The organism is Burkholderia cepacia, assembly GCF_001039005.1.
Taxonomy (GTDB): Bacteria; Pseudomonadota; Gammaproteobacteria; order Burkholderiales; family Burkholderiaceae; genus Burkholderia; species Burkholderia theae.
Map to the genome: position 1 here is coordinate 250493 of NZ_LDWR01000021.1, position 18807 is coordinate 269299.

Below are 18807 nucleotides of genomic sequence, written 5' to 3' on the forward strand. Positions count from 1 at the left end.
GGCGCGAAGATCGTTCGCGCCGCCCCTGCCCCTGTTGACCTGCCTTGGTTTTGTTTGCCGAGCTACTTCAAATCACGCCGCACCCGCACGAATGCACGCGACACGCGCCGCCGACCCCTGCCGCACTTCCGGCAGCGGCACGTCCTGCGCGCACGCGTCGATCGCGACCGGGCAGCGCGTACGGAACGCGCAGCCGGACGGCGGGTTGAGCGGCGAGGGCATCTCGCCCGCCAACAGCATCGGACGGCGAGCACGCTCGCGCGCCGGCTCCGGCGTCGGCGCCGCATCGAGCAGCGCCTTCGTGTACGGGTGCTGCGGCACGTCGTACACGTCATGCCGCGTGCCGAACTCCATCACGCGGCCGAGATACATCACGAGCACACGCTGGCTGATCGCCTTCACCACGGCGAGATCGTGTGCAACGAACAGATAGGACAACGACAGTTCGCGTTGAAGATCGCGCAGCAGGTTCACGATCTGCGCCTGGATCGACACGTCGAGCGCCGACACGGGTTCATCGCAGATCACGAGCTTCGGCTCGCCGATCAGCGCGCGTGCGATGCCGACGCGCTGGCACTGCCCGCCGGAAAATTCGTGCGGGTAGCGCAGCAGGTGATGCGCGTTCAGGCCAACGCGTTCGAGCATCGTGACCACGCGGCGGCGCACTTCGGCGCGGCCGAGGCCGGCCTGGTGCGTGACGAGCGGCTCGGCGACGACCTGCTCGATCGTCATGCGCGGATCGAGCGACGCGAGCGGATCCTGGAAGATCATCTGCACTTCGCGCCGCATTGCGTTGCCGCGCAGGTGATCGGGCGTGACGGCTTCGCCGCGCCATTTCACGGTGCCGGCCGTCATCGGCACGAGGCCGATCAGCGCGCGCGCGAGCGTCGACTTCCCGCAGCCCGATTCGCCGACCAGCCCGACCGTTTCGCCGCGCTTCACGTCGAACGACACGCCGTCGACCGCGCGCAGCGTGCCCTTCGGCGACCACGGATAGCCGCCGAGCGGCACGCGGAAATGCACCTTCAGGTCCTCGACGGACAGCAGCGTGTCGTCCGTCGCGCCGGCATTGCGGCGTTCATTGACGCTCATCGCAGACCTCCCGCCAGATCGGCGACGGGGCGGTGGCATGCGCGCACCGCGCCCACGGCGCCATAGGTTTCGAGCGCCGGGCGTGCGGCGCCACAGCGTTCTTCCGCATACGTGCAGCGCTTCGCGAACGCGCAGCCGGCCGGCGCGGTGCCGGGCATCGGCGGATTGCCGGGAATCGCGACGAGCGGCGCATCGTGCGCGTCGGTCAGGCGCGGCAGCGCGTTGAGCAGGCCGATCGTGTACGGATGCGACGGCGCCGCGAAGATCGATTCGGCCGGTGCGTATTCGACGGTGCGGCCCGCATACATGACCATCACGTCGTCCGCGAGGCCGGCGACCACGCCCATGTCGTGCGTGATCAGCACGATCGCGGTGCCGCGCTCGCGGTTCAGCTCGCGCAGCAGGTCGATGATCTGCGCCTGCACGGTCACGTCGAGCGCGGTGGTCGGCTCGTCGGCGATCAGGATTTCCGGCTCGGACAGCAGCGCCATCGCGATCATCACGCGCTGGCGCATGCCGCCCGAGAACTCGTGCGGATACATGCGGATGCGCCGCGCCGCGTCGGGAATGCGCACCGATTCGAGCGCCTCGATTGCGCGCTTGGTCGCTTCCTTGCGCGACAGCTTGCGATGCAGCTGCAGCGTCTCGGTCATCTGCCGCTCGATCGTCAGGAACGGATTGAGCGACGTCATCGGATCCTGGAAGATCATCGCGATGCGGTCGCCGCGCACCCGGTTCAACGCGCGCGTATCCATCTCGAGCAGGTTGTCGCCGCGGTAGTGTGCGGTGCCGGTCGTCGTGCCGTTGCCGGCCAGCAGGCCGAGCAGCGCCATCACGGTCTGGCTCTTGCCGGAGCCCGATTCGCCGACGATGCCGAGCGTCTTGCCGGCTTCGAGCGAGAACGACACGCCGCTCACGGCGTCGATCGGCGGCGCGTCCTTGCGCGTGAAGCGCACGCCGAGGTTGTCGACTTCTAGTAGTGCGCTCATGTCAGCCTCCGCCGGGCCGCCCCACACTTCGGTGGAAGCGCCTGGGGGAGACGGGGGGGCTGCGCCCCCCCGAGCGAACGAAGTGAGTGTGGGGGTCGTTTCATCTCAGCGATCCTTCGGGTCGAGCGCGTCACGCAGGCCGTCGCCAACGAAGTTCACGCAGTAGAGCGTCACGCACAGCATGACGGCCGGGGCCAGCAGCAGCCACGGCATCGATTCCAGTTTCTGCGCGCCGTCCTGGATCAGCACGCCCCAGCTCGTCATCGGCTCCTGCACACCGAGGCCGAGGAACGACAGCACCGATTCGGTCAGCACGATGCCCGGCACCGACACGGTCGCGTACACGACGACCACGCCGAGCAGGTTCGGCACGATGTGGCGCAGCACGATCGACGTGGGCGTCACGCCGATCGCGCGCGCCGCATCGACGAACTCGCGGCTGCGCAGCGACAGCGTCTGGCCGCGCACGACACGCGCCATGTCGATCCACGAGAACGCGCTGATGGTCAGCACGACCAGCATGAACGAGCGGCCGAACAGGGTCATCATCAGGATCGCGATCAGCAGGTACGGGATCGCGTACATCATGTCGACGACGCGCATCATCACGGAGTCGACACGGCCGCCCGCGAAGCCCGCGGTCGCGCCCCACGCGACGCCGAACAGGCCCGACACGAGCGTGCCGAGCAGGCCGACCTCGATCGACACGCGGCCGCCGATCAGCGTGCGCACCAGCAGGTCGCGGCCGAGCTCGTCGGTGCCGAACCAGTGCTGGTTCGCCCAGGTCGGCGGCAGGCTGATCGAGCCCCAGTCGCTTGCGGCGGGATCGGCCACGAGCAGCCACGGGCCGACGAAGCACGCGAGCGTGATCAGCGCGAGCAGCACGAGGCTGAACACAGCCGCGCGGTTGTGAAGGAAGCGCGCCATCGCAAGCGCGAGCGGCGAGCGGGAACGCGGCGGCGAGTCGGTCTGCACGGGCAGGCCGACGACGGGAGTAGTCGGGGTCATCGCGGTGCCTCGCTCAATAACGGATGCGCGGATCGAGCCACGCGTACGCGAGGTCGACCAGCAGGTTGAACAGCACGGCGCAGACGGTGGTCAGCACGACGAGGCCGAGCACGAGCGTGTAGTCGCGGTTGATCGCGCCGTTCACGACGAGCTGCCCGAGGCCCGGTAGCGCGAACACCGATTCGGTGACGACGGCCGCCGTGATCGACGAGATGCAGACCGTGCCGAACAGCGACACGACCGGCATCAGCGCGGGCTTCAGCGCGTGGCGCAGCACGATCGTCGAGCCCGGCAGGCCCTTCGCGCGCGCGGTGCGGATGTAGTTGCTCGACAGCGTCTCGATCATCGAGCCGCGCATCACGCGCGCGAGCAGCGACATGTTGATGAAGGTCAGCAGCACGATCGGCAGCAGCCGGTACTCCCAGCCGCCGTCGCCCCAGCCGCCTGCCGGCAGCCAGCCGTTGCCGGCCGAGGTCTTCAGCAGGATCGCGAAGATCCACACCAGCACCGGGCCGAGCACGAACGGCGGCACGACGTTGCCGATGTTGCCGATCAGCATCACGATGCGGTCGATGAAGCTGTCGCGGCGGACCGCCGCGACGGTGCCGAGCAGCACGCCGAGCCCGATCGAGATCGGGATCGACACGCCGCCTACGCCGAGACTCACCGGCAGCGCCTTGCGCACGAGATCGTTCACGGACCAGTCGACGTAGCGGAACGACGGACCGAGGTCGCCGTGCAGCAGTGCGTCGAGATACATCAGGTACTGCTTCCACAGCGGCTGGTCGAGGTGGTACTTCGCGTTCAGGTTCGCGAGCGTCGCCGCGGAAAGCTGCTTCTCCGTATCGAACGGGCCGCCGGGTGTGAAGTGCAGCAGCAGGTAGCAGACGGTGACGACCGCGAGGATCGTCGGCACCGCCCACAACGTGCGCCTCAGTGCGTAGGCCAGCATGATCGCTCCGCTCAGTGCTTGATCAGGTACATGTCCTGCGAAGCACGCATGTCGATCACGTTCTTCAGCGAGTAGCCGCCCACATAGGGCTTCACGAGACGGTCGGCCGAGTACTGGAACAGCGGCACCATCGGCGTGTCGTTCAGCGCGAGGTCGTGCGCCTGCGTGAGCAGCGTGGCACGCGCCTTGTCATCGAGCTTCTGGTTGCCTTCGTCGACCAGCGCGTCGGCCTGCTTGTTGCAGTAGCCGACGGTGTTCTGCGCGCTGCCGCAACGGAGCAGATCGAAGAACGTCATCGCGTCGTTGTAATCGGCGAACCAGCCGTCGCGCGCGATCTGCACCTTGCCGTCATGCCGCTCCTTCATCAGCACCTTGAACTCGACGTTCTCGAGCTTGGTGTTGACGCCGAGCTTCGTGCGCCATTCCGACGCGGCGAACAGCGCGACCTTCTTGTGCAGGTCGTTGGTGTTGTAGGTCAGCGTGAACGACAGCGGCTTCGCATCCGAGTAGCCGGCCTGCTTCAGCAGGTTCTTCGCGGTGTCGACGCGCTTGGCCATCGGCCACGACGCCCAGTCCGGCGTGAACGGCTGCACGCCCTTCGTGCCGCTCGGCATCAGCCCGTACATCGGCTTCTCGCCGGCCTGCGTGAGCTTCGAGGTCAGCACTTCGCGATCGAGCACCATCGACAGCGCCTGGCGCACGCGCTTGTCCTTCAGCGCCGGATCGCTGTTGTTCAGGTAGTAGTAGTACGTCGCGAGCTGCAGGCCCTGGCGCAGTTCGCCGCCGAACTGCTTGCTGACCTGCTGGAAGATCCCCGACGGGATCGAGTAGCTGTAGTCGATCTGGCCGGCCTGGTACATGCGCATCGCGGTCTCGTCGCTCTCGATCGGCAGGTACGTGACCTTGTTGATCACGACCTTCGGCGCGTTCCAGTACTTCGCGTCCTTGGTGATCACGATGCGGTTGTTCGGCTGCCAGTCGGCCAGCTGGAACGGGCCGTTGCTGACGATGTTGCCCGGGCGCGTCCACGCGTCGCCGAGCTTCGTCACCGTGTCCTTGTTCACCGGCGCGAGCGGCACCATCGCGGTCAGTTCCGGGAAGAACGCGACCGGCACGTCGGTCGTCACCTCGAGCGTGTACGGATCGACGGCGCGCACGCCCAGCGTCGACGGGGCGGCCTTGCCCGCGATGATGTCCTTCGAGTTCTTCACGAACTCGACGAGGATCGTGTATTTCGAGCCCGTCTTCGGATCGACGAGGCGCTGCCATGCATAGACGAAATCGGCGGCCGTCACCGGCTGGCCGTTGCTCCACTTCGCGTCGTGGCGAAGCTTGAAGATCCACGTCTGCGGCGTCTTGCGTTCCCACGACAGCGCGACGCCCGGTACGACCTGGCCGGCCGCATCGATGCGGGCGAGCCCTTCGAACAGGTCGAGGCCGATCGTGTTGCCGGTCCACGATTCGATGTGCGCCGGGTCGAGCGACTCGACTTCGGCGGGCACCTGTCGCGTCAGGTCCTGCTGAGGAGCGAGCGCAACGTTCGACGGAACGGTAACGGCGTGGGCGACGGGCGTCGTCAGGGCGAGCGCGGCCAGCACGGCCGACATGGCATGCAAGGATTTCATCGTGGCAGTCTTGAGAAAGTGTGTTCGGTGAGCGTCGCGCGGCGAATGCCGCGGCTTACGCGTGAGACGCTGACGGGGGCAGCGATTGAGGAGGCCCGTGATTCTCGTATAGCATTTTAGTATTCCTTACGTTTCTTTCGACAGGCATCCCGTCTTGGAAACGAAGGAATACCCGTGCGTTAGAACAGCCTCGGTGTACCGACCCAGACCACCACCGACTCGATCTTCGCGGTGTTGGCCCAGCTGTGCGGGACCGTCGACTGATAGTGCGAGCTGTCGCCGGCCTGCAGGACGAACGTCTTGCCTTCCAGCGTCAGCGACACTTCCCCTTCAATCACATACAGGAACTCCTCTCCTGCATGGGTCGTCACCTCCGACCGTTTCTGCCCCGGCGGCATCCTCACGAGGATCGCCTCCAGCTGGCGCCCTTCGGATACGTTCGTCAGCCGCGCGAACAGGTTCGCCGAATCGGCAAACCCGAAGAAGCGCAGCTGCTCGCCTCGGCAGACCGAGCGTTCCTCGCTCGGCGTATCCACGAAGTACTGCACCGTCACACCGAGCGCGTGCGCGATACCGGCCAGCGACGTCAATGACGGCGACGCGAGCCCGCGCTCGACTTGAGACAGAAACGGCTTCGAAATCCCCGCGGCGGTAGCGGTGTCGTCGAGCGTGCGCTTGAGTCGTTGGCGCAACGCGCGAATCTTGCTGCCCAGTGCGGCGGCAGCGTCTGCGGACCGCGAGTTTTCAGTGGGGGGAACCATAGCAGGCCGAAAAGTGATCGTCAAAAAATGTTTGATGGAAAATAACTAAGTTAGATCGATATAGCTTAGTCTTCGGGTTCGCGCACGCCTTCGGAGTTGAGCCCGGTGCACTAAACGGGGCGCGAAGCGAGAGAAACGACGCGCTATCTTGCCAGACTCGCCGGCTTCACAGGCAAGCTGCAAGCGGCTCTCCGGGAATCTTCGGAGGGCCGGCACGAAATCTTACAAATAGATGACGAGACGAATGTTCCTGAAAGCTGCTGCCACATCGGGAGTTTCCCTGAGTGGCGCATACCTGACGCACCGGACCGGCGAACGTTACCATTCGCGCGCCGGTCGGGGCCACTCGCCGCCCTACCATGCGGCGTCCGCCCCCGGCCCGGGCTAACCGCCCGACTGTTCCATCGCCAGCGCAAGACCTACCCGGCCCATTGCGCACCGGCGCCAGTTCGACCCCTAGACGACGCGTGATCCGTGCCGTCCGTTTCAAACGAGATTGATGATGCATTCACCTGTTTCACAAACCCGATCGTTCACGACGGTCTTCCTCATCGAAATGTGGGAGCGTTTCGGCTACTACGGTATGGCCGCGCTTCTGGTCCTCTTCATGGTCGACCGGCTCGGTTTCACCGACAGCCATGCGAACCTGACCTGGGGTGCGTTCACCGCACTCGTCTATGCGGCGCCGTCGATCGGCGGCTGGATCGGCGACAAGGTGCTCGGCGCCCGCCGCACGATGATCATCGGCGCGTCCGTGCTGTCCGCCGGCTACCTGATGCTCGCGGTACCGAACGAACACCTGACGTACATGTACGCGTCGCTCGGCGTGATCGTCGTCGGCAACGGCCTGTTCAAGGCCAACGCGGCGAACCTCGTGCGCCGCATCTATGAAGGCGACGACGCGCGCATCGACAGCGCGTTCACGATCTACTACATGGCGGTCAACATCGGCTCGACCGTGTCGATGCTCGCGACGCCGTGGATCAAGGATCACTGGGGCTGGCACGCCGCGTTCGCGGTCTGCTGCGGCGGCATGCTGCTCGCGATCCTCAACTTCATGCTGATGCACCGCACGCTCGCGCACGTCGGCTCGGTGCCGGACGACCAGCCGATCCGCTGGAAGCGCCTCGGCGCGGTCGCCCTGGGCGGCGTCGCGCTCGCGCTGATCACGCTGTACGTGCTGCAGCACAAGCAGCTCGCGGTCGCGAGCGTGTGGACCGCGGCGTTCGCGATCCTCGCGATCTTCGCGTACATGATCGCGAAGTCGGAGCGCTCGGAGCGCGCGGGCCTGATCGCCGCGCTCGTGCTGATCGGCCAGGTGATCCTGTTCTTCATCTTCTACGTGCAGATGTCGACGTCGCTGACGCTGTTCGCGCTGCGCAACGTCGATCCGCGCTTCATGCTGTTCGGCACGACGCTGTTCACGTGGAGCGCCGCACAGTTCCAGGCGCTGAACCCGATCTGGATCATGCTGCTGAGCCCGGTGCTCGTGTGGGTCTACAACGCGGTCGCGAAGAGCGGGCGTGACCTGCCGGTCGCCGCGAAGTACGCGCTCGGCTTCGGCGCGGTCGCCGCGGGCTACCTGGTGTTCACGATCAGCGGCCGCTACGCGATCGACGGCCGCGTGTCGTCGTGGTTCATGGTGTGGGGCTACGGCCTCTACTCGCTCGGCGAACTGCTGGTGAGCGGCCTCGGCCTCGCGATGATCGCCCGCTACGTGCCGGCGCGCATGAGCGGCTTCATGATGGGTGCGTATTTCGTCGCGACGGGTGTGTCGCAGTATCTCGGCAGCGTCGTCGCGAACTTCGCGCAGATGCCGTCGCACGACCTGCCGGCCACCGAATCGCTGCCGCTCTACCTGTCGCTGTTCGAGAAGCTCGGCTGGCTCGCCGCGATCGGCATGCTGCTCGCGCTGCTGCTGCTGCCGCTGATGAACCGCCTGTCGCGCCAGCACCAACGTTGTGCGGAAGAGCGCCGCGAGGAAGCGCTGCAGGCGCAGGCAATCGCGTCGGCCCAGTAAGTACTATCCCTCGGCGTGCGGCATGCACGCCACATTCTCCCGCCGGGCACGCGAACGCGTCCTACACTGGTGGAAACGCATCCGCTCCGTCGCGATGCGCACTGGCGGGAGAAGGCCATGAAAAGCAAGACCACGAGGATCCTGAGGATACTGTCGGACATCCGGCACGCGCAGCGCTGCACCGCGCTGCGCGCCGCGCGAGCCGCGGCCGAAGCCGACGCGGTACTCGCGGAACGCGACGATCCGGCTCAGGACGAACGCGACGACGCCGAATCCGACGACGCCACCTCCACGCCCCGCTCCCGTATCGGCTCACCTCACTGACGCCGCGCGACACGTTCCGTGCCGCACGCGCCGTCTCCCGCGCCGCTCACGCGGCCGCGCCGCGCCACCGCGCGATCCACGTTCCCGAACCGGCCACGGCCATCATCAGCCCGAGCGCGCACGCGTCGGCCACGAGGCCCACGCCGACATGCCGCAGATCGGCGCTGTGCGCGACCGGATGCAGCAGCGAATCGATGACGAGCGAGATCGCCGCGCCCGCGACGAAGCAGATCAGCCCGCGCTGGCCGACGGCGACGACGGGGCGCACGGCCTGCGCAATCCGCGCGATCCAGCCGAAGCGCACGCAATCGGCCATCAGCCACGCGACGCCCACGAAGCTCACGACGCGCGGCAGCGCGAGATCGCGCTTGAATATGCCTTCGGGCATCGGCAGCCCCGAGAACAGCTTGTAGCTCGCGCAACCAAGCACGACCGCGCACGCGACGCCGGTCGCCGCGGCGCCCCACCGCCCGAGCGCGATGCGTCGGTAGAACGGCTGGCAGCGCGCGAGCACACCGGCCACGAACATCAGTTGCCAGGCGAACGGGTTGAAACTCCAGCGGAATCCGTCGGTGTCCAGCAGCTCGGGGCCGAGCCAGCCCGCCGTCATCCACGACGCGGCGCTGAGCGCGACGAGCAGCCACGGATGACGGCGCGCGAACGGCACGAGCACCGGCGACGCGAGCGCGAACAGCACGTACATCGGCAGCACCGATGCGAGATACGGCTGGCGCTGGAACGTCAGCAGCTCGGCGAGGCCCGTGAGCGGCGACGCGAGCATCACGCTGACGTCGTCGAGCGCGAGGTTCGGCGCATCGATCCCGTAATGGTCGAGCACCGCCGACACGACGAGCATCAGCGTCGACGTCGCGAGAAACGCGCGGTAGATCTGCATCGCGCGGCGCACGAACCGGCGCTGCGCGGCGCGCGCGCCGTGCCGTTCGGCGATCGCGCCGTACGCGCTCGCGGTCGCGAAGCCGCCAAGAAACACGAACACCTCGGCCGCGTCGCACAGCGCGAACGCGTGCAGCGTCACGCGCGACAGCACGCTCGCGCCGATGTGATCGACGACGATCATCAGCAGTACGAGCCCGCGGAAGAAATCGACTTCGATCAGGCGGCCGCCGCGCGACGGCTGAAGCGTGGCAGATGACGGCAGGCTCAACGACATGAGCGCACCTGCGCAACGATGGTGCAACAGGCACCGGGGAAGGGATCGGGAAGAAGCAGGCGAGCGCGGTCAGCGGCGATACGCGTATGCTCGCATCGCGCCAACCCGGCCGGCCAGGCACGGGGATGACCGTTCATCGGAAAGCTGCATACGAAGGGAAGTCGGTCAGGTCAGTCTAATGGCCGATCCGGAGCAACCCTAAGTAACAAAGTGCAACCGAATCTTCTGTTCGATTACAACGGCGAGGAGGAGGATGCGAAGCGGGCAGCGCCGCCAGTTCGACGTCAGCGCGACGCCAGTTTGCGGTCAGCATCGATGCGTTCGACTGCTGTTCGATCGCTGCTCGACGGTTGCTCGACCGTCGAGCGAGACGCGATGCGCGGCACGTTCCGTGTGGCCGCCGCACCGCGATCGACGCTTATCGGCGCGTGGGAAGACGCCGCATCAGCATCGCGCTGTGCCACGCGGTCAGCGCGACGGCGACCCAGATCGGCCCGTACGTCGCGAGCTTCGCGACGCTCAGCGTCTCGCCGAGCAGCAGCAGCGACACCGCGACGAGCAGCACGGGCTCGACGTAGCCGAGAATCCCGAACAGCGCCATCGGCAGCATCCGGCTCGCCTTCAGGTAGCTCGCGAGCGCGAGCGTGCTGAGCACGCCGAGCCCCGGCAGCAGCACGGCCCACAGCAGCGGATGGCTGGCGACGCGCGTCGTGCTCGTCGCGACCATCGCGAATGCGATCGGGCACAGCAGCGCGATCTCGACCGCGAACGCGGCGAGCGAATCGGCGTTGATCCGCCGGCGCAGCACGAAATACGGCGGATAGCCGAGCGCGACGACGAGCGTCGGCCATGCGAACGCGCGCGTCGCCCACACTTCGTGCGCGACGCCGAGCGCGGCGCACGCGACCGCCGCCCATTGCAGCGGGTCGAGCCGCTCGTGATAGTAGAAGCGGCCGACGAGCACCATCGTCAGCGGCAACAGGAAATAGCCGAGCGACACTTCGAGCATGCGCCCGTGCAGCGGCGCCCACAGGAACAGCCACAGCTGCACGCCGAGCAGCGCCGCGCTCACGGGCAGCGCGATCAGCAAGCGCCAGTCGCGCACGCTGCGCCGGAGGAGTTCGACGAGCGCCGGCCAGCGGCCGCGCAACGCGATCAGCGCGAGCGCGCCCGGCGCGGTCCACAAGACGCGCCACGCGAAAATGTCGAGCCCCGTGAGCGGCGCAAGCAGTTTCGCGTAAGCCGACATCAGCGCGAACAGCGTCGACGCCATCACCGACAGCATGAGGCCGCGCCCGGCTTCCGGATACCCCGTCATATCGTTCGGACCGCCTTACTGCTGCTGGAAGCGCTCGAAGCGCCTTTCGGTGCGGCGTTCCTCGAACGTCACCTCGGTCACGCGCGCGGCCGGCGGCCCGTGACGCAGCCACGCGAGCATCCGGTCGATCTGCGCGCCGGGCCCCTGGATCATCGCCTCGACGCTGCCGTCCTCGAGATTCGCGACCCAGCCGCGCAGCTTCAGCGCATGCGCTTCGCGCACCGTCGCATGACGGAAGCCCACGCCCTGCACGACGCCGCGCACCCGCACGTAGTAGGTCTCGATCCGTTCGTCCAGTTCATTGCGGCTCATCGCGTCGCCCTCCCGTTGCATTCAAGCCCGGCATTGTAGTCGCGTCGGCCGCTTCATACACGCCAGGGCCGCTTCACGCCGATAACGGGCTTGCGCCGGCCCTAGCCTTGCGTCGCCGCGCGCGCCGACCACGTACAATCTCGCCGACGCTCAACCGCCGCGCCGCTCGCGCGCGGCCCTGAAGGAAACGCATGACTGATACCTCCCGCGATCTCGTTCTCGTCACCGGCGCGTCCGGTTTCGTCGGCTCGGCCGTCGCGCGCATTGCGCAGCAGAAAGGCTATGCGGTGCGCGTCCTCGTGCGTCCGACCAGCCCGCGCACGAACGTCGCGGATCTCGACGCGGAGATCGTCACCGGCGACATGCGCGACGAGGCATCGATGCGCGCCGCGCTGCGCGGCGTGCGCTACCTGCTGCACGTGGCGGCCGACTACCGGCTGTGGGCACCCGATCCCGACGAGATCGAGCGCGCGAACCTCGAGGGCGCGGTCGCGACGATGCGCGCGGCACGCGCGGAAGGCGTCGAGCGGATCGTCTACACGAGCAGCGTCGCGACGCTGAAGGTGACGAGCGCCGGCGATCCGTCCGACGAGAACCGGCCGCTCACGCCCGAGCAGGCGATCGGCGTCTACAAGCGCAGCAAGGTGCTGGCGGAACGCGCGGTCGAGCGGATGATCGCCGACGAAGGGCTGCCGGCCGTGATCGTCAATCCGTCGACGCCGATCGGCCCGCGCGACGTGAAGCCGACGCCGACCGGCCGCATCATCGTCGAAGCCGCGCTCGGCAAGATTCCCGCCTTCGTCGACACGGGGCTGAACCTCGTGCACGTCGACGACGTCGCGCACGGCCACTTCCTCGCGCTCGAGCGCGGCCGGATCGGCGAGCGCTACATCCTCGGCGGCGAGAACCTGCCGCTGCAGCAGATGCTCGCCGACATCGCGCAGATGACGGGCCGCAAGGCGCCGACGATCGCGCTGCCGCGCTGGCCGCTCTACCCGCTCGCGGTCGGCGCCGAAGCGGTCGCGAAGTTCACGAAGAAGGAGCCGTTCGTCACCGTGGACGGGCTGCGGATGTCGAAGAACAAGATGTATTTCACGTCCGCGAAGGCCGAGCGCGAGCTCGGCTACCGTGCGCGTCCGTACCGCGAAGGACTGCGCGATGCACTCGACTGGTTCGGCTCGGCGGGCTACCTGAAGTAACACAAAGCGGCGCGCTTCGCGCCGCATTGCGCACTTTGTTACACGTCGCGCACGGCCCCGCACCGGCGCAGCGGGTAAAATCGCGGGTCTTACGCAGAGAAGACACGCATGAACCTGAACGATCAGATCGATTCGCTCAACACGGGCGTCGATCAGCTGCTCCACGATCACCACGCCGCGCAGCAGGCGGCACGCAGCGCGGAAGCCTTCGCGCGCGCCGCGGCGACGGAAGCCCGGGCCGCCGCAGAACGTCACGCCGCCGCGGAAGCCGAAGCGCAGGCCGCCGCGCAACGCCACACGGCCGCAGCGGCCGACGCCGAAGCCGCGCAGCAGCGCCACGCCGACGCGACCGCCGCCGCCGAAGCCGCCGCCCACCGTCATACGGATGCCACCGCGCAAGCCGAAGCCGCCGTGCAGCGCCATGCGGAGGCCACCGCGCTGACCGAAGCGCTCGCGCAACGTCACGCGGATGCGGAAGCCGCGTCGCAACGTCACGCGGCCGCGATCGCCGAAGCGGAGGCCGCCGCGCAGCGTCATCACGCTGCCGCGACCGAAGCCGATGCGGCCGCGCAGCGCCATGCGGCAGCAAGCGCCGAGGCCGAGGCCGCCGCGCAACGTCACGCGGCAGCGACCGCCGAAGCGGACGCGGCCACGCAGCGCCACGCTTCCGCGATCGCGGAAGCCGAAGCGCTCGCGCAGCAACACACGCAGGCGATCGCCGAAACGCTGGCCGCCGCGCAGCGTCACGCCGACGCGACCGCCGAGGCCGAAGCCGTCACGCGGCGCCACGCCGAAGCGATCGCGCAGGCCGAAGCCGCCGCGCAGCGCCACGCCGACGCCACCGCACAAGCCGAGGCCGTCACGCAACGCCATACCGAAGCGATCGCGCAAGCCGAAGCCGCCGCGCAGCACCACGCGAAGGCCATCGCCGACGCCGAGGCGCTGGTCGAGGCCGTCGTCAAGGAAGCCGCGACGACCGCGGCTGCCGCAACGGCCGTTGCCGCCGACATCGTCGAACCGGCGGACACGCCGGCGGCGGAGCCGGCCGTGAACGCGTCCGCGCCGGCTGCGGTGGAAGCGGCCGATGCCGAAACCGCGATCGTCGCGACGGCACAAGCCGACACCGTGGTTGAAACCGACGCCGCCGCCCCGGCGGACAAATCGACGCTGCACGTGTCGCGTCCGACGCAGAACGAACTCACGCTGACCGTCAACGGCGCATCGATCACGCTGCATCCGGAGCAACTGGGCCAGTTGATCGAGGAGCTCGCGCATGCGCGCGCGTCGATGCAGCCGGAGCCGCCGCCCGGTATCCCGGCCGGCTGGCGCTTCGTGACGACGAAGAACCCGATGATGGCCGTGCAGAAGCAGTCGAACGGCGATCGCCTGCTGGTCGCCCGCCACACGGGCTACGGCTGGGTGCCGTTCACGTTCTCGCCGGACGTCGTGGTGCAGATGTACATGATGCTGACCCAGCGGTAAGCGCCGGCCGGCCAGTCAGCAGCGCCGCCGAAAACGAAACAGCCCGACCGGTTTCCCGATCGGGCTGTTTGCGTTCCGGCTGCCGGAACGCGCGCCGAAGGCGCGCGAAACGCTCAGCGATCCACCGGCGCCTGCACGCGCGCCTTCCACTGGCCGCCCTTGCCGCGCCAGTAGCGCCACGCGGACGCGAACGTCGCGCCGACGTAGAACAGCGCGACGAGCGGCAGCGCGGGCGCCCACAGCGGCGAGCGCCGGTAGTAGCGCAGCATCGGCGCATACGCGGCGCACATCGACGCCCACGCAAGCCACGCCGGCCACGCGCGCGCGCCGTACGCGAGCGCCGCGACGGGCGGCACGAGATAGATGATCGTCATCCCGAGCAGCGTGCCGGCCAGCAGCAGCGGCGAATAATGCAGCTGCGTGAACGCGGTGCGCGCGATCATGTTCCAGATGTCGCGCCAGCTGTCGTACGGGCGCAGCGACACGCTGCGGTCGGCCAGGTCGAGCCGGATCGGATGACGGCCGTCGCCACGATGCTTGATCTGCGCGGCCAGGCTGCAATCGTCGATCAGCGCGCCGCGGATCGACTCGATGCCGCCCGCTTCCTCGAGCGCCGTGCGCTTCACGAGCATGCAGCCGCCGGCCGCGCCAGCCGTCCGGTTGCGCGGGTTGTTGATCCACGAGAACGGATACAGCTTCGCGAAGAAGAACACGAACGCCGGGATCAGCGCCTTTTCCCAGAACGAATCGCAGCGCAGCCGCACCATCAGCGACACGAGATCGCGGTTCTCGGCCTGTGCGCGCGTGACGAGCTGCGCGACGGCGTCGGGCGGATGGCCGATGTCGGCATCCGTCAGCAGCAGGTAGTCGGCCGGCAGGCCGAGCGTCTGCACCGCGGCGATCCCCTGCGACTGCGCCCACACCTTGCCCGACCAGCCGGCCGGCAGCGGCTTCGCGGCCAGCACCGTCAGCCGGTCGGCGCGGTTGATCGCGAGCGCGGCTGCGCGGGCCGCATCGGCGGTGCCGTCGTCGCTGTGGTCGTCGACAATGATCAGATGAAAATTGCCGGGATAGTCCTGCTCGAGCAGCGAAGTCGCCGCGCGGGCGATCACGTCGGCCTCGTTGCGCGCCGGCACGACCGCGACGACGGCCGGCCAGCCGGCCTCGGCCGCGGCGCCGCGCGCGTCGGGTGGCAGCGGCCGCGCGGGCACCGCGCGCCAGAAGCCGCCGCGCGCGACGAGCAGCACGATCCAGATCATCAGCGACAGGCCGGACACCAGGAATGCGAGCACCAGCATCATCGGCACGCCTCCGGCCGGACGTCGGCAGGTTTAATAGGGGTCAGGAACAAAGCGCTTGCAGCCGCACGGGCGGCCGGGCAATACGCGTAAGAATCGACGGTCATCGAATGGCCTTGAAATGAGCGCGACGCCGGGCAGCCGGAGCGGCTGCCCGCGAAACCGCGTAGTTTACTGGGTTCCGCGCGCGCCAGCGCCGACGCGGCTATCCCGCAATTGCAACACGGCCGACACGGCACCGAAGCAAGGACTTCCCGATAGGGTTAAAATGCGCGATTAATTCGGGGTTCCGGGGCCTGGCGTGGCCGGTTCGATCCTGCCTTCATAACTTCAAGCCGGGGCGATCGAGCTGTGCCAGCTCCTCGAACCCCGGCGTCTGTCGTCGGAGTTCGCTCACTTATGCGAGTCATCCTTGCCCAGCCCCGCGGCTTTTGTGCGGGGGTTGTCCGTGCGATCGAGATCGTCGATCGTGCGCTGCAACAGCACGGCGCGCCGGTCTATGTGCGTCATGAGATCGTTCATAACCGGCATGTCGTTGAAAATCTGCGAAATAAAGGGGCACGATTCGTTGAGGAACTCGACGAGGTGCCGCACGGCGCTGTCGCGATCTTCAGCGCGCACGGTGTCGCCCAGACGGTCGAGCGCGACGCGGAAACGCGCGGGCTCGACGTGCTCGACGCGACCTGTCCGCTCGTCACGAAGGTGCACGTGCAGGGCCGCCAGTATGTCGCGGCGGGCCGCCGGCTGATCCTGATCGGCCATGCGGGCCACCCGGAAGTCGAGGGTACGATCGGCCAGATTCCGGCCGAGGTGATCCTCGTGCAGAGCGAAGCGGAAGTCGATACGCTGACGCTGCCGGTCGATACGCCGGTCGCGTACATCACGCAGACCACGCTGTCGGTCGACGATACGCGCGGCATCATCGAAGCGCTGCAGCGCCGGTTCACCGACATCGTCGGCCCGGACACGCGTGACATCTGCTATGCAACGCAGAATCGCCAGGCCGCCGTACGCGAGCTGAGCGAACAGGTTGACGTGCTGCTCGTCGTCGGCGCGACGAACAGCTCGAACTCGAACCGCCTGCGCGAGATCGGCACCGAAAGCGGTGTGCCGAGCTATCTCGTCGCCGACGGCTCGGAAGTGAAAGCCGAATGGTTCACGGGTGTGCAGACGGTCGGCCTGACAGCCGGCGCGTCGGCGCCCGAAGAGATGGTCGAGGATGTAATCGGCGCGCTGCGCGCGCTGGGGCCCGTCGATGTCGCGACGATGGCGGGCCGTGAGGAAAAAGTCGAATTCAAGCTGCCGGCGAAGCTCACGCAAGCTGTCGCCCGCGAAGTTTAAGGAGGACATCCCTTGTCTATTCCGCTGCTCCAGCAAGTCCGTGTCGGCGCATACATCGTGCGCCAGCACCTGTCCGGCAACAAACGCTATCCGCTCGCGCTGATGCTCGAGCCGCTGTTCCGCTGCAACCTCGCGTGCAACGGCTGCGGCAAGATCGATTATCCGGATCCGATCCTGAACCAGCGTCTGTCCATCGAGGAATGCCTGCAGGCCGTCGACGAGTGCGGCGCGCCCGTCGTGTCGATCGCCGGTGGCGAACCGCTGCTCCACAAGGAGATGCCGGAAATCGTCAAGGGCATCATGAAGCGCAAGAAGTTCGTGTACCTGTGCACGAACGCGCTGCTGATGGAAAAGAAGATGGACGACTACGAGCCGAGCCCGTATTTCGTCTGGTCGGTCCACCTCGACGGCGACCAGCAGGCGCACGATCACTCGGTGTCGCAGGAAGGCGTGTACGACAAGGCTGTCGCGGCAATCAAGGAAGCGAAGCGCCGCGGTTTCCGCGTGAACATCAACTGCACGCTGTTCAACGATGCGGTGCCCGAGCGCGTCGCGAAGTTCTTCGACACGCTGGGGCCGATCGGCGTCGACGGCATCACGGTGTCGCCGGGCTACGCGTACGAGCGCGCGCCGGATCAGCAGCACTTCCTGAACCGCGACAAGACGAAGAACCTGTTCCGCGAGATCCTGAAGCGCGGCGAAGGCGGCAAGCGCTGGTCGTTCAGCCAGTCGTCGCTGTTCCTCGACTTCCTGGCCGGCAACCAGACGTACAAGTGCACGCCGTGGGGCAACCCGGCGCGTACGGTGTTCGGCTGGCAGAAGCCGTGCTACCTGGTCGGCGAAGGTTACGTGAAGACCTTCAAGGAACTGATGGAAACGACCGAGTGGGACAACTACGGCGTCGGCAACTACGAGAAGTGCGCGGACTGCATGGTCCACTGCGGCTTCGAGGCAACGGCCGTGATGGACACGATCGCGCACCCGCTGAAGGCGCTGAAAGTGAGCCGCAAGGGCATCAAGACCGACGGCGCGTTCGCACCGGACATCTCGATCGCGAAGCAGCGTCCGGCCGAGTACGTGTTCTCGCGCCACGTCGAGATCAAGCTCGAGGAAATCCAGCGCGCCGGCAAGGGCAAGCTGCAGAAGCCGGCGAAGCCGGCAACGGCCGCTTAAGCGCGTTTCGCCACGCGGGGGCCCAGCCTCCGCGCATGCGAGCATGAATGAAGCGCCACGGAGTTCGCTCCGTGGCGCTTTTGTTTTGGGCCGTGTTTTGCCGTTGCCGTGTTGTCGCGACGGCCGTGCAATCGCCGAAGACGCGCGATTGCATCGGCCGCGCCGGTGCGGCCGGCCCTGTCTCCTCCATCCTCCCTGCGAAACCGGCGCGACGCTACGCGGCCAGCGATTCGGCCGCGTGCGTGCGCATCTTCTCCGCCGCGCCCGCCACGAGCGCCGGCTGGCCGCTCAACGCGAACGTGCAGACGTGACTCCACAGCTCGGCCAGCCGATGCCGCGTGAGCGTCGCGACGCAGGTGTCGTTTGCCGCGAGCACGCGTTCGAGCACCGCGCACTCGCCGTCGCGCAGCGCCCATGCGCCGCTTTGCGTCGCGCGTGCCACGCTCGCATCGAGCGCGCGCTCCGCGTCGACGCACAGATCGATGCTCGCCTCCGGGCACACCGCGTCGTCGAGCGCCAGGAACACCAGGTAGACGCTCGTGCGCAACCGCATCAGCAGCGCCTCGTTGCCGTGCTCGCCGCGCAGCGCGACGAGCGCCATGTGGCATTTCAGCGAGATGTCGCGTACATGCGCGGGCGGCAACGGCAACAGCCACTCGCGCGTCAGCGGCACGTGGCGACGGTTTTTCCGGGTGGCCTTCATGAGTCGCGCCCGCTTGCGGCGAATCGGATCTGGCAACGC

The 18807-nt window shown here is 67.6% G+C and carries 17 protein-coding genes; 6 read left to right on the forward strand and 11 right to left on the reverse strand.

All coding sequences use genetic code 11. From position 1 onward, the window contains the following. Nucleotides 1–72 precede the first annotated feature (72 nt). The 6 genes from VL15_RS13495 to VL15_RS13520 form a co-directional block, all read right to left on the reverse strand. Complete coding sequence (locus VL15_RS13495) at nucleotides 73–1092, reverse strand: ABC transporter ATP-binding protein (protein ID WP_048246108.1); 1020 nt, start codon at nucleotides 1090–1092, stop codon at nucleotides 73–75. Beyond that, nucleotides 1089–2081 carry an ABC transporter ATP-binding protein gene (locus tag VL15_RS13500; protein WP_048246109.1) on the reverse strand — a complete coding sequence of 331 codons (993 nt, stop codon included), beginning with the start codon at nucleotides 2079–2081 and terminating at the stop codon, nucleotides 1089–1091. The genes VL15_RS13495 and VL15_RS13500 overlap by 4 nt, the downstream gene beginning before the upstream one ends. A 105-nt stretch (nucleotides 2082–2186) precedes the next feature. Continuing rightward, the gene (locus VL15_RS13505; RefSeq protein WP_048246110.1) at nucleotides 2187–3089 is read right to left on the reverse strand and encodes an ABC transporter permease; all 903 of its coding nucleotides are present in this window, start codon (nucleotides 3087–3089) and stop codon (nucleotides 2187–2189) included. A gap of 13 nt (nucleotides 3090–3102) precedes the next feature. Continuing rightward, nucleotides 3103–4041 carry an ABC transporter permease subunit gene (locus tag VL15_RS13510; protein WP_048246111.1) on the reverse strand — a complete coding sequence of 313 codons (939 nt, stop codon included), beginning with the start codon at nucleotides 4039–4041 and terminating at the stop codon, nucleotides 3103–3105. Between the two features lie 11 nt (nucleotides 4042–4052). Further along, nucleotides 4053–5666 carry a peptide ABC transporter substrate-binding protein gene (locus tag VL15_RS13515; protein ID WP_048246112.1) on the reverse strand — a complete coding sequence of 538 codons (1614 nt, stop codon included), beginning with the start codon at nucleotides 5664–5666 and terminating at the stop codon, nucleotides 4053–4055. 179 nt (nucleotides 5667–5845) lie between these two features. Next, the gene (locus VL15_RS13520) at nucleotides 5846–6427 is read right to left on the reverse strand and encodes a cupin domain-containing protein (RefSeq protein WP_048246113.1); all 582 of its coding nucleotides are present in this window, start codon (nucleotides 6425–6427) and stop codon (nucleotides 5846–5848) included. Between the two features lie 499 nt (nucleotides 6428–6926). On the opposite strand from VL15_RS13520, the gene VL15_RS13525 reads away from it, so the two are divergent. Further along, nucleotides 6927–8447, forward strand: a complete 1521-nt coding sequence (locus VL15_RS13525; RefSeq protein ID WP_048246114.1) for a peptide MFS transporter — start codon at nucleotides 6927–6929, stop codon at nucleotides 8445–8447. A 117-nt stretch (nucleotides 8448–8564) separates the two neighbouring features. Then, nucleotides 8565–8771 carry a hypothetical protein gene (locus VL15_RS13530; RefSeq protein ID WP_048246115.1) on the forward strand — a complete coding sequence of 69 codons (207 nt, stop codon included), beginning with the start codon at nucleotides 8565–8567 and terminating at the stop codon, nucleotides 8769–8771. A 46-nt stretch (nucleotides 8772–8817) separates the two neighbouring features. Here the strand turns inward: VL15_RS13530 and VL15_RS13535 are convergent, their stop codons facing one another. The 3 genes from VL15_RS13535 to VL15_RS13545 form a co-directional block, all read right to left on the reverse strand. Continuing rightward, nucleotides 8818–9942 (reverse strand): OpgC domain-containing protein, encoded by a 1125-nt coding sequence (locus tag VL15_RS13535; protein WP_048246116.1) that lies wholly within the window; start codon nucleotides 9940–9942, stop codon nucleotides 8818–8820. A 418-nt stretch (nucleotides 9943–10360) separates the two neighbouring features. Continuing rightward, complete coding sequence (gene rarD / locus VL15_RS13540) at nucleotides 10361–11260, reverse strand: EamA family transporter RarD (protein WP_048246117.1); 900 nt, start codon at nucleotides 11258–11260, stop codon at nucleotides 10361–10363. Nucleotides 11261–11275: 15 nt separating this feature from the next. After that, nucleotides 11276–11572: an acylphosphatase gene (locus VL15_RS13545; protein WP_034187849.1), complete on the reverse strand. Its 297-nt coding sequence runs from the start codon at nucleotides 11570–11572 to the stop codon at nucleotides 11276–11278. Between the two features lie 191 nt (nucleotides 11573–11763). On the opposite strand from VL15_RS13545, the gene hpnA reads away from it, so the two are divergent. Beyond that, nucleotides 11764–12771 (forward strand): hopanoid-associated sugar epimerase, encoded by a 1008-nt coding sequence (hpnA, locus tag VL15_RS13550; protein ID WP_048246118.1) that lies wholly within the window; start codon nucleotides 11764–11766, stop codon nucleotides 12769–12771. A gap of 108 nt (nucleotides 12772–12879) precedes the next feature. Then, nucleotides 12880–14253 (forward strand): hypothetical protein, encoded by a 1374-nt coding sequence (locus VL15_RS13555; RefSeq protein WP_048246119.1) that lies wholly within the window; start codon nucleotides 12880–12882, stop codon nucleotides 14251–14253. A gap of 113 nt (nucleotides 14254–14366) precedes the next feature. Here VL15_RS13555 and VL15_RS13560 read toward each other — a convergent pair whose 3' ends face one another. Beyond that, complete coding sequence (locus tag VL15_RS13560; RefSeq protein WP_048246120.1) at nucleotides 14367–15554, reverse strand: glycosyltransferase; 1188 nt, start codon at nucleotides 15552–15554, stop codon at nucleotides 14367–14369. A 396-nt stretch (nucleotides 15555–15950) separates the two neighbouring features. Here VL15_RS13560 and ispH point away from each other — a divergent pair, with 396 nt between their 5' ends. Continuing rightward, on the forward strand, nucleotides 15951–16892 hold the full coding sequence (gene ispH, locus VL15_RS13565; RefSeq protein ID WP_048246121.1) for a 4-hydroxy-3-methylbut-2-enyl diphosphate reductase: 942 nt from the start codon (nucleotides 15951–15953) through the stop codon (nucleotides 16890–16892). A 12-nt stretch (nucleotides 16893–16904) separates the two neighbouring features. After that, nucleotides 16905–18065 (forward strand): adenosyl-hopene transferase HpnH, encoded by a 1161-nt coding sequence (hpnH, locus tag VL15_RS13570; RefSeq protein ID WP_048246122.1) that lies wholly within the window; start codon nucleotides 16905–16907, stop codon nucleotides 18063–18065. A 214-nt stretch (nucleotides 18066–18279) separates the two neighbouring features. Here the strand turns inward: hpnH and VL15_RS13575 are convergent, their stop codons facing one another. After that, nucleotides 18280–18768 (reverse strand): hypothetical protein, encoded by a 489-nt coding sequence (locus tag VL15_RS13575; protein WP_048246123.1) that lies wholly within the window; start codon nucleotides 18766–18768, stop codon nucleotides 18280–18282. Nucleotides 18769–18807 lie beyond the last annotated feature (39 nt).

What these genes read in the sequence shown, in the direction of transcription:
- VL15_RS13530 (WP_048246115.1), top strand. Translation starts at nt 8,565, where the DNA reads ATGAAAAGCAAGACCACGAGGATCCTGAGGATACTGTCGGACATCCGG.
- rarD (WP_048246117.1), bottom strand. Translation starts at nt 11,260, where the DNA reads ATGACGGGGTATCCGGAAGCCGGGCGCGGCCTCATGCTGTCGGTGATG.
- VL15_RS13520 (WP_048246113.1), bottom strand. Translation starts at nt 6,427, where the DNA reads ATGGTTCCCCCCACTGAAAACTCGCGGTCCGCAGACGCTGCCGCCGCA.
- VL15_RS13560 (WP_048246120.1), bottom strand. Translation starts at nt 15,554, where the DNA reads ATGATGCTGGTGCTCGCATTCCTGGTGTCCGGCCTGTCGCTGATGATC.
- VL15_RS13535 (WP_048246116.1), bottom strand. Translation starts at nt 9,942, where the DNA reads ATGTCGTTGAGCCTGCCGTCATCTGCCACGCTTCAGCCGTCGCGCGGC.
- VL15_RS13505 (WP_048246110.1), bottom strand. Translation starts at nt 3,089, where the DNA reads ATGACCCCGACTACTCCCGTCGTCGGCCTGCCCGTGCAGACCGACTCG.
- VL15_RS13495 (WP_048246108.1), bottom strand. Translation starts at nt 1,092, where the DNA reads ATGAGCGTCAATGAACGCCGCAATGCCGGCGCGACGGACGACACGCTG.
- hpnA (WP_048246118.1), top strand. Translation starts at nt 11,764, where the DNA reads ATGACTGATACCTCCCGCGATCTCGTTCTCGTCACCGGCGCGTCCGGT.
- VL15_RS13525 (WP_048246114.1), top strand. Translation starts at nt 6,927, where the DNA reads ATGATGCATTCACCTGTTTCACAAACCCGATCGTTCACGACGGTCTTC.
- VL15_RS13500 (WP_048246109.1), bottom strand. Translation starts at nt 2,081, where the DNA reads ATGAGCGCACTACTAGAAGTCGACAACCTCGGCGTGCGCTTCACGCGC.
- ispH (WP_048246121.1), top strand. Translation starts at nt 15,951, where the DNA reads ATGCGAGTCATCCTTGCCCAGCCCCGCGGCTTTTGTGCGGGGGTTGTC.
- VL15_RS13555 (WP_048246119.1), top strand. Translation starts at nt 12,880, where the DNA reads ATGAACCTGAACGATCAGATCGATTCGCTCAACACGGGCGTCGATCAG.
- VL15_RS13545 (WP_034187849.1), bottom strand. Translation starts at nt 11,572, where the DNA reads ATGAGCCGCAATGAACTGGACGAACGGATCGAGACCTACTACGTGCGG.
- VL15_RS13510 (WP_048246111.1), bottom strand. Translation starts at nt 4,041, where the DNA reads ATGCTGGCCTACGCACTGAGGCGCACGTTGTGGGCGGTGCCGACGATC.
- VL15_RS13515 (WP_048246112.1), bottom strand. Translation starts at nt 5,666, where the DNA reads ATGAAATCCTTGCATGCCATGTCGGCCGTGCTGGCCGCGCTCGCCCTG.
- VL15_RS13575 (WP_048246123.1), bottom strand. Translation starts at nt 18,768, where the DNA reads ATGAAGGCCACCCGGAAAAACCGTCGCCACGTGCCGCTGACGCGCGAG.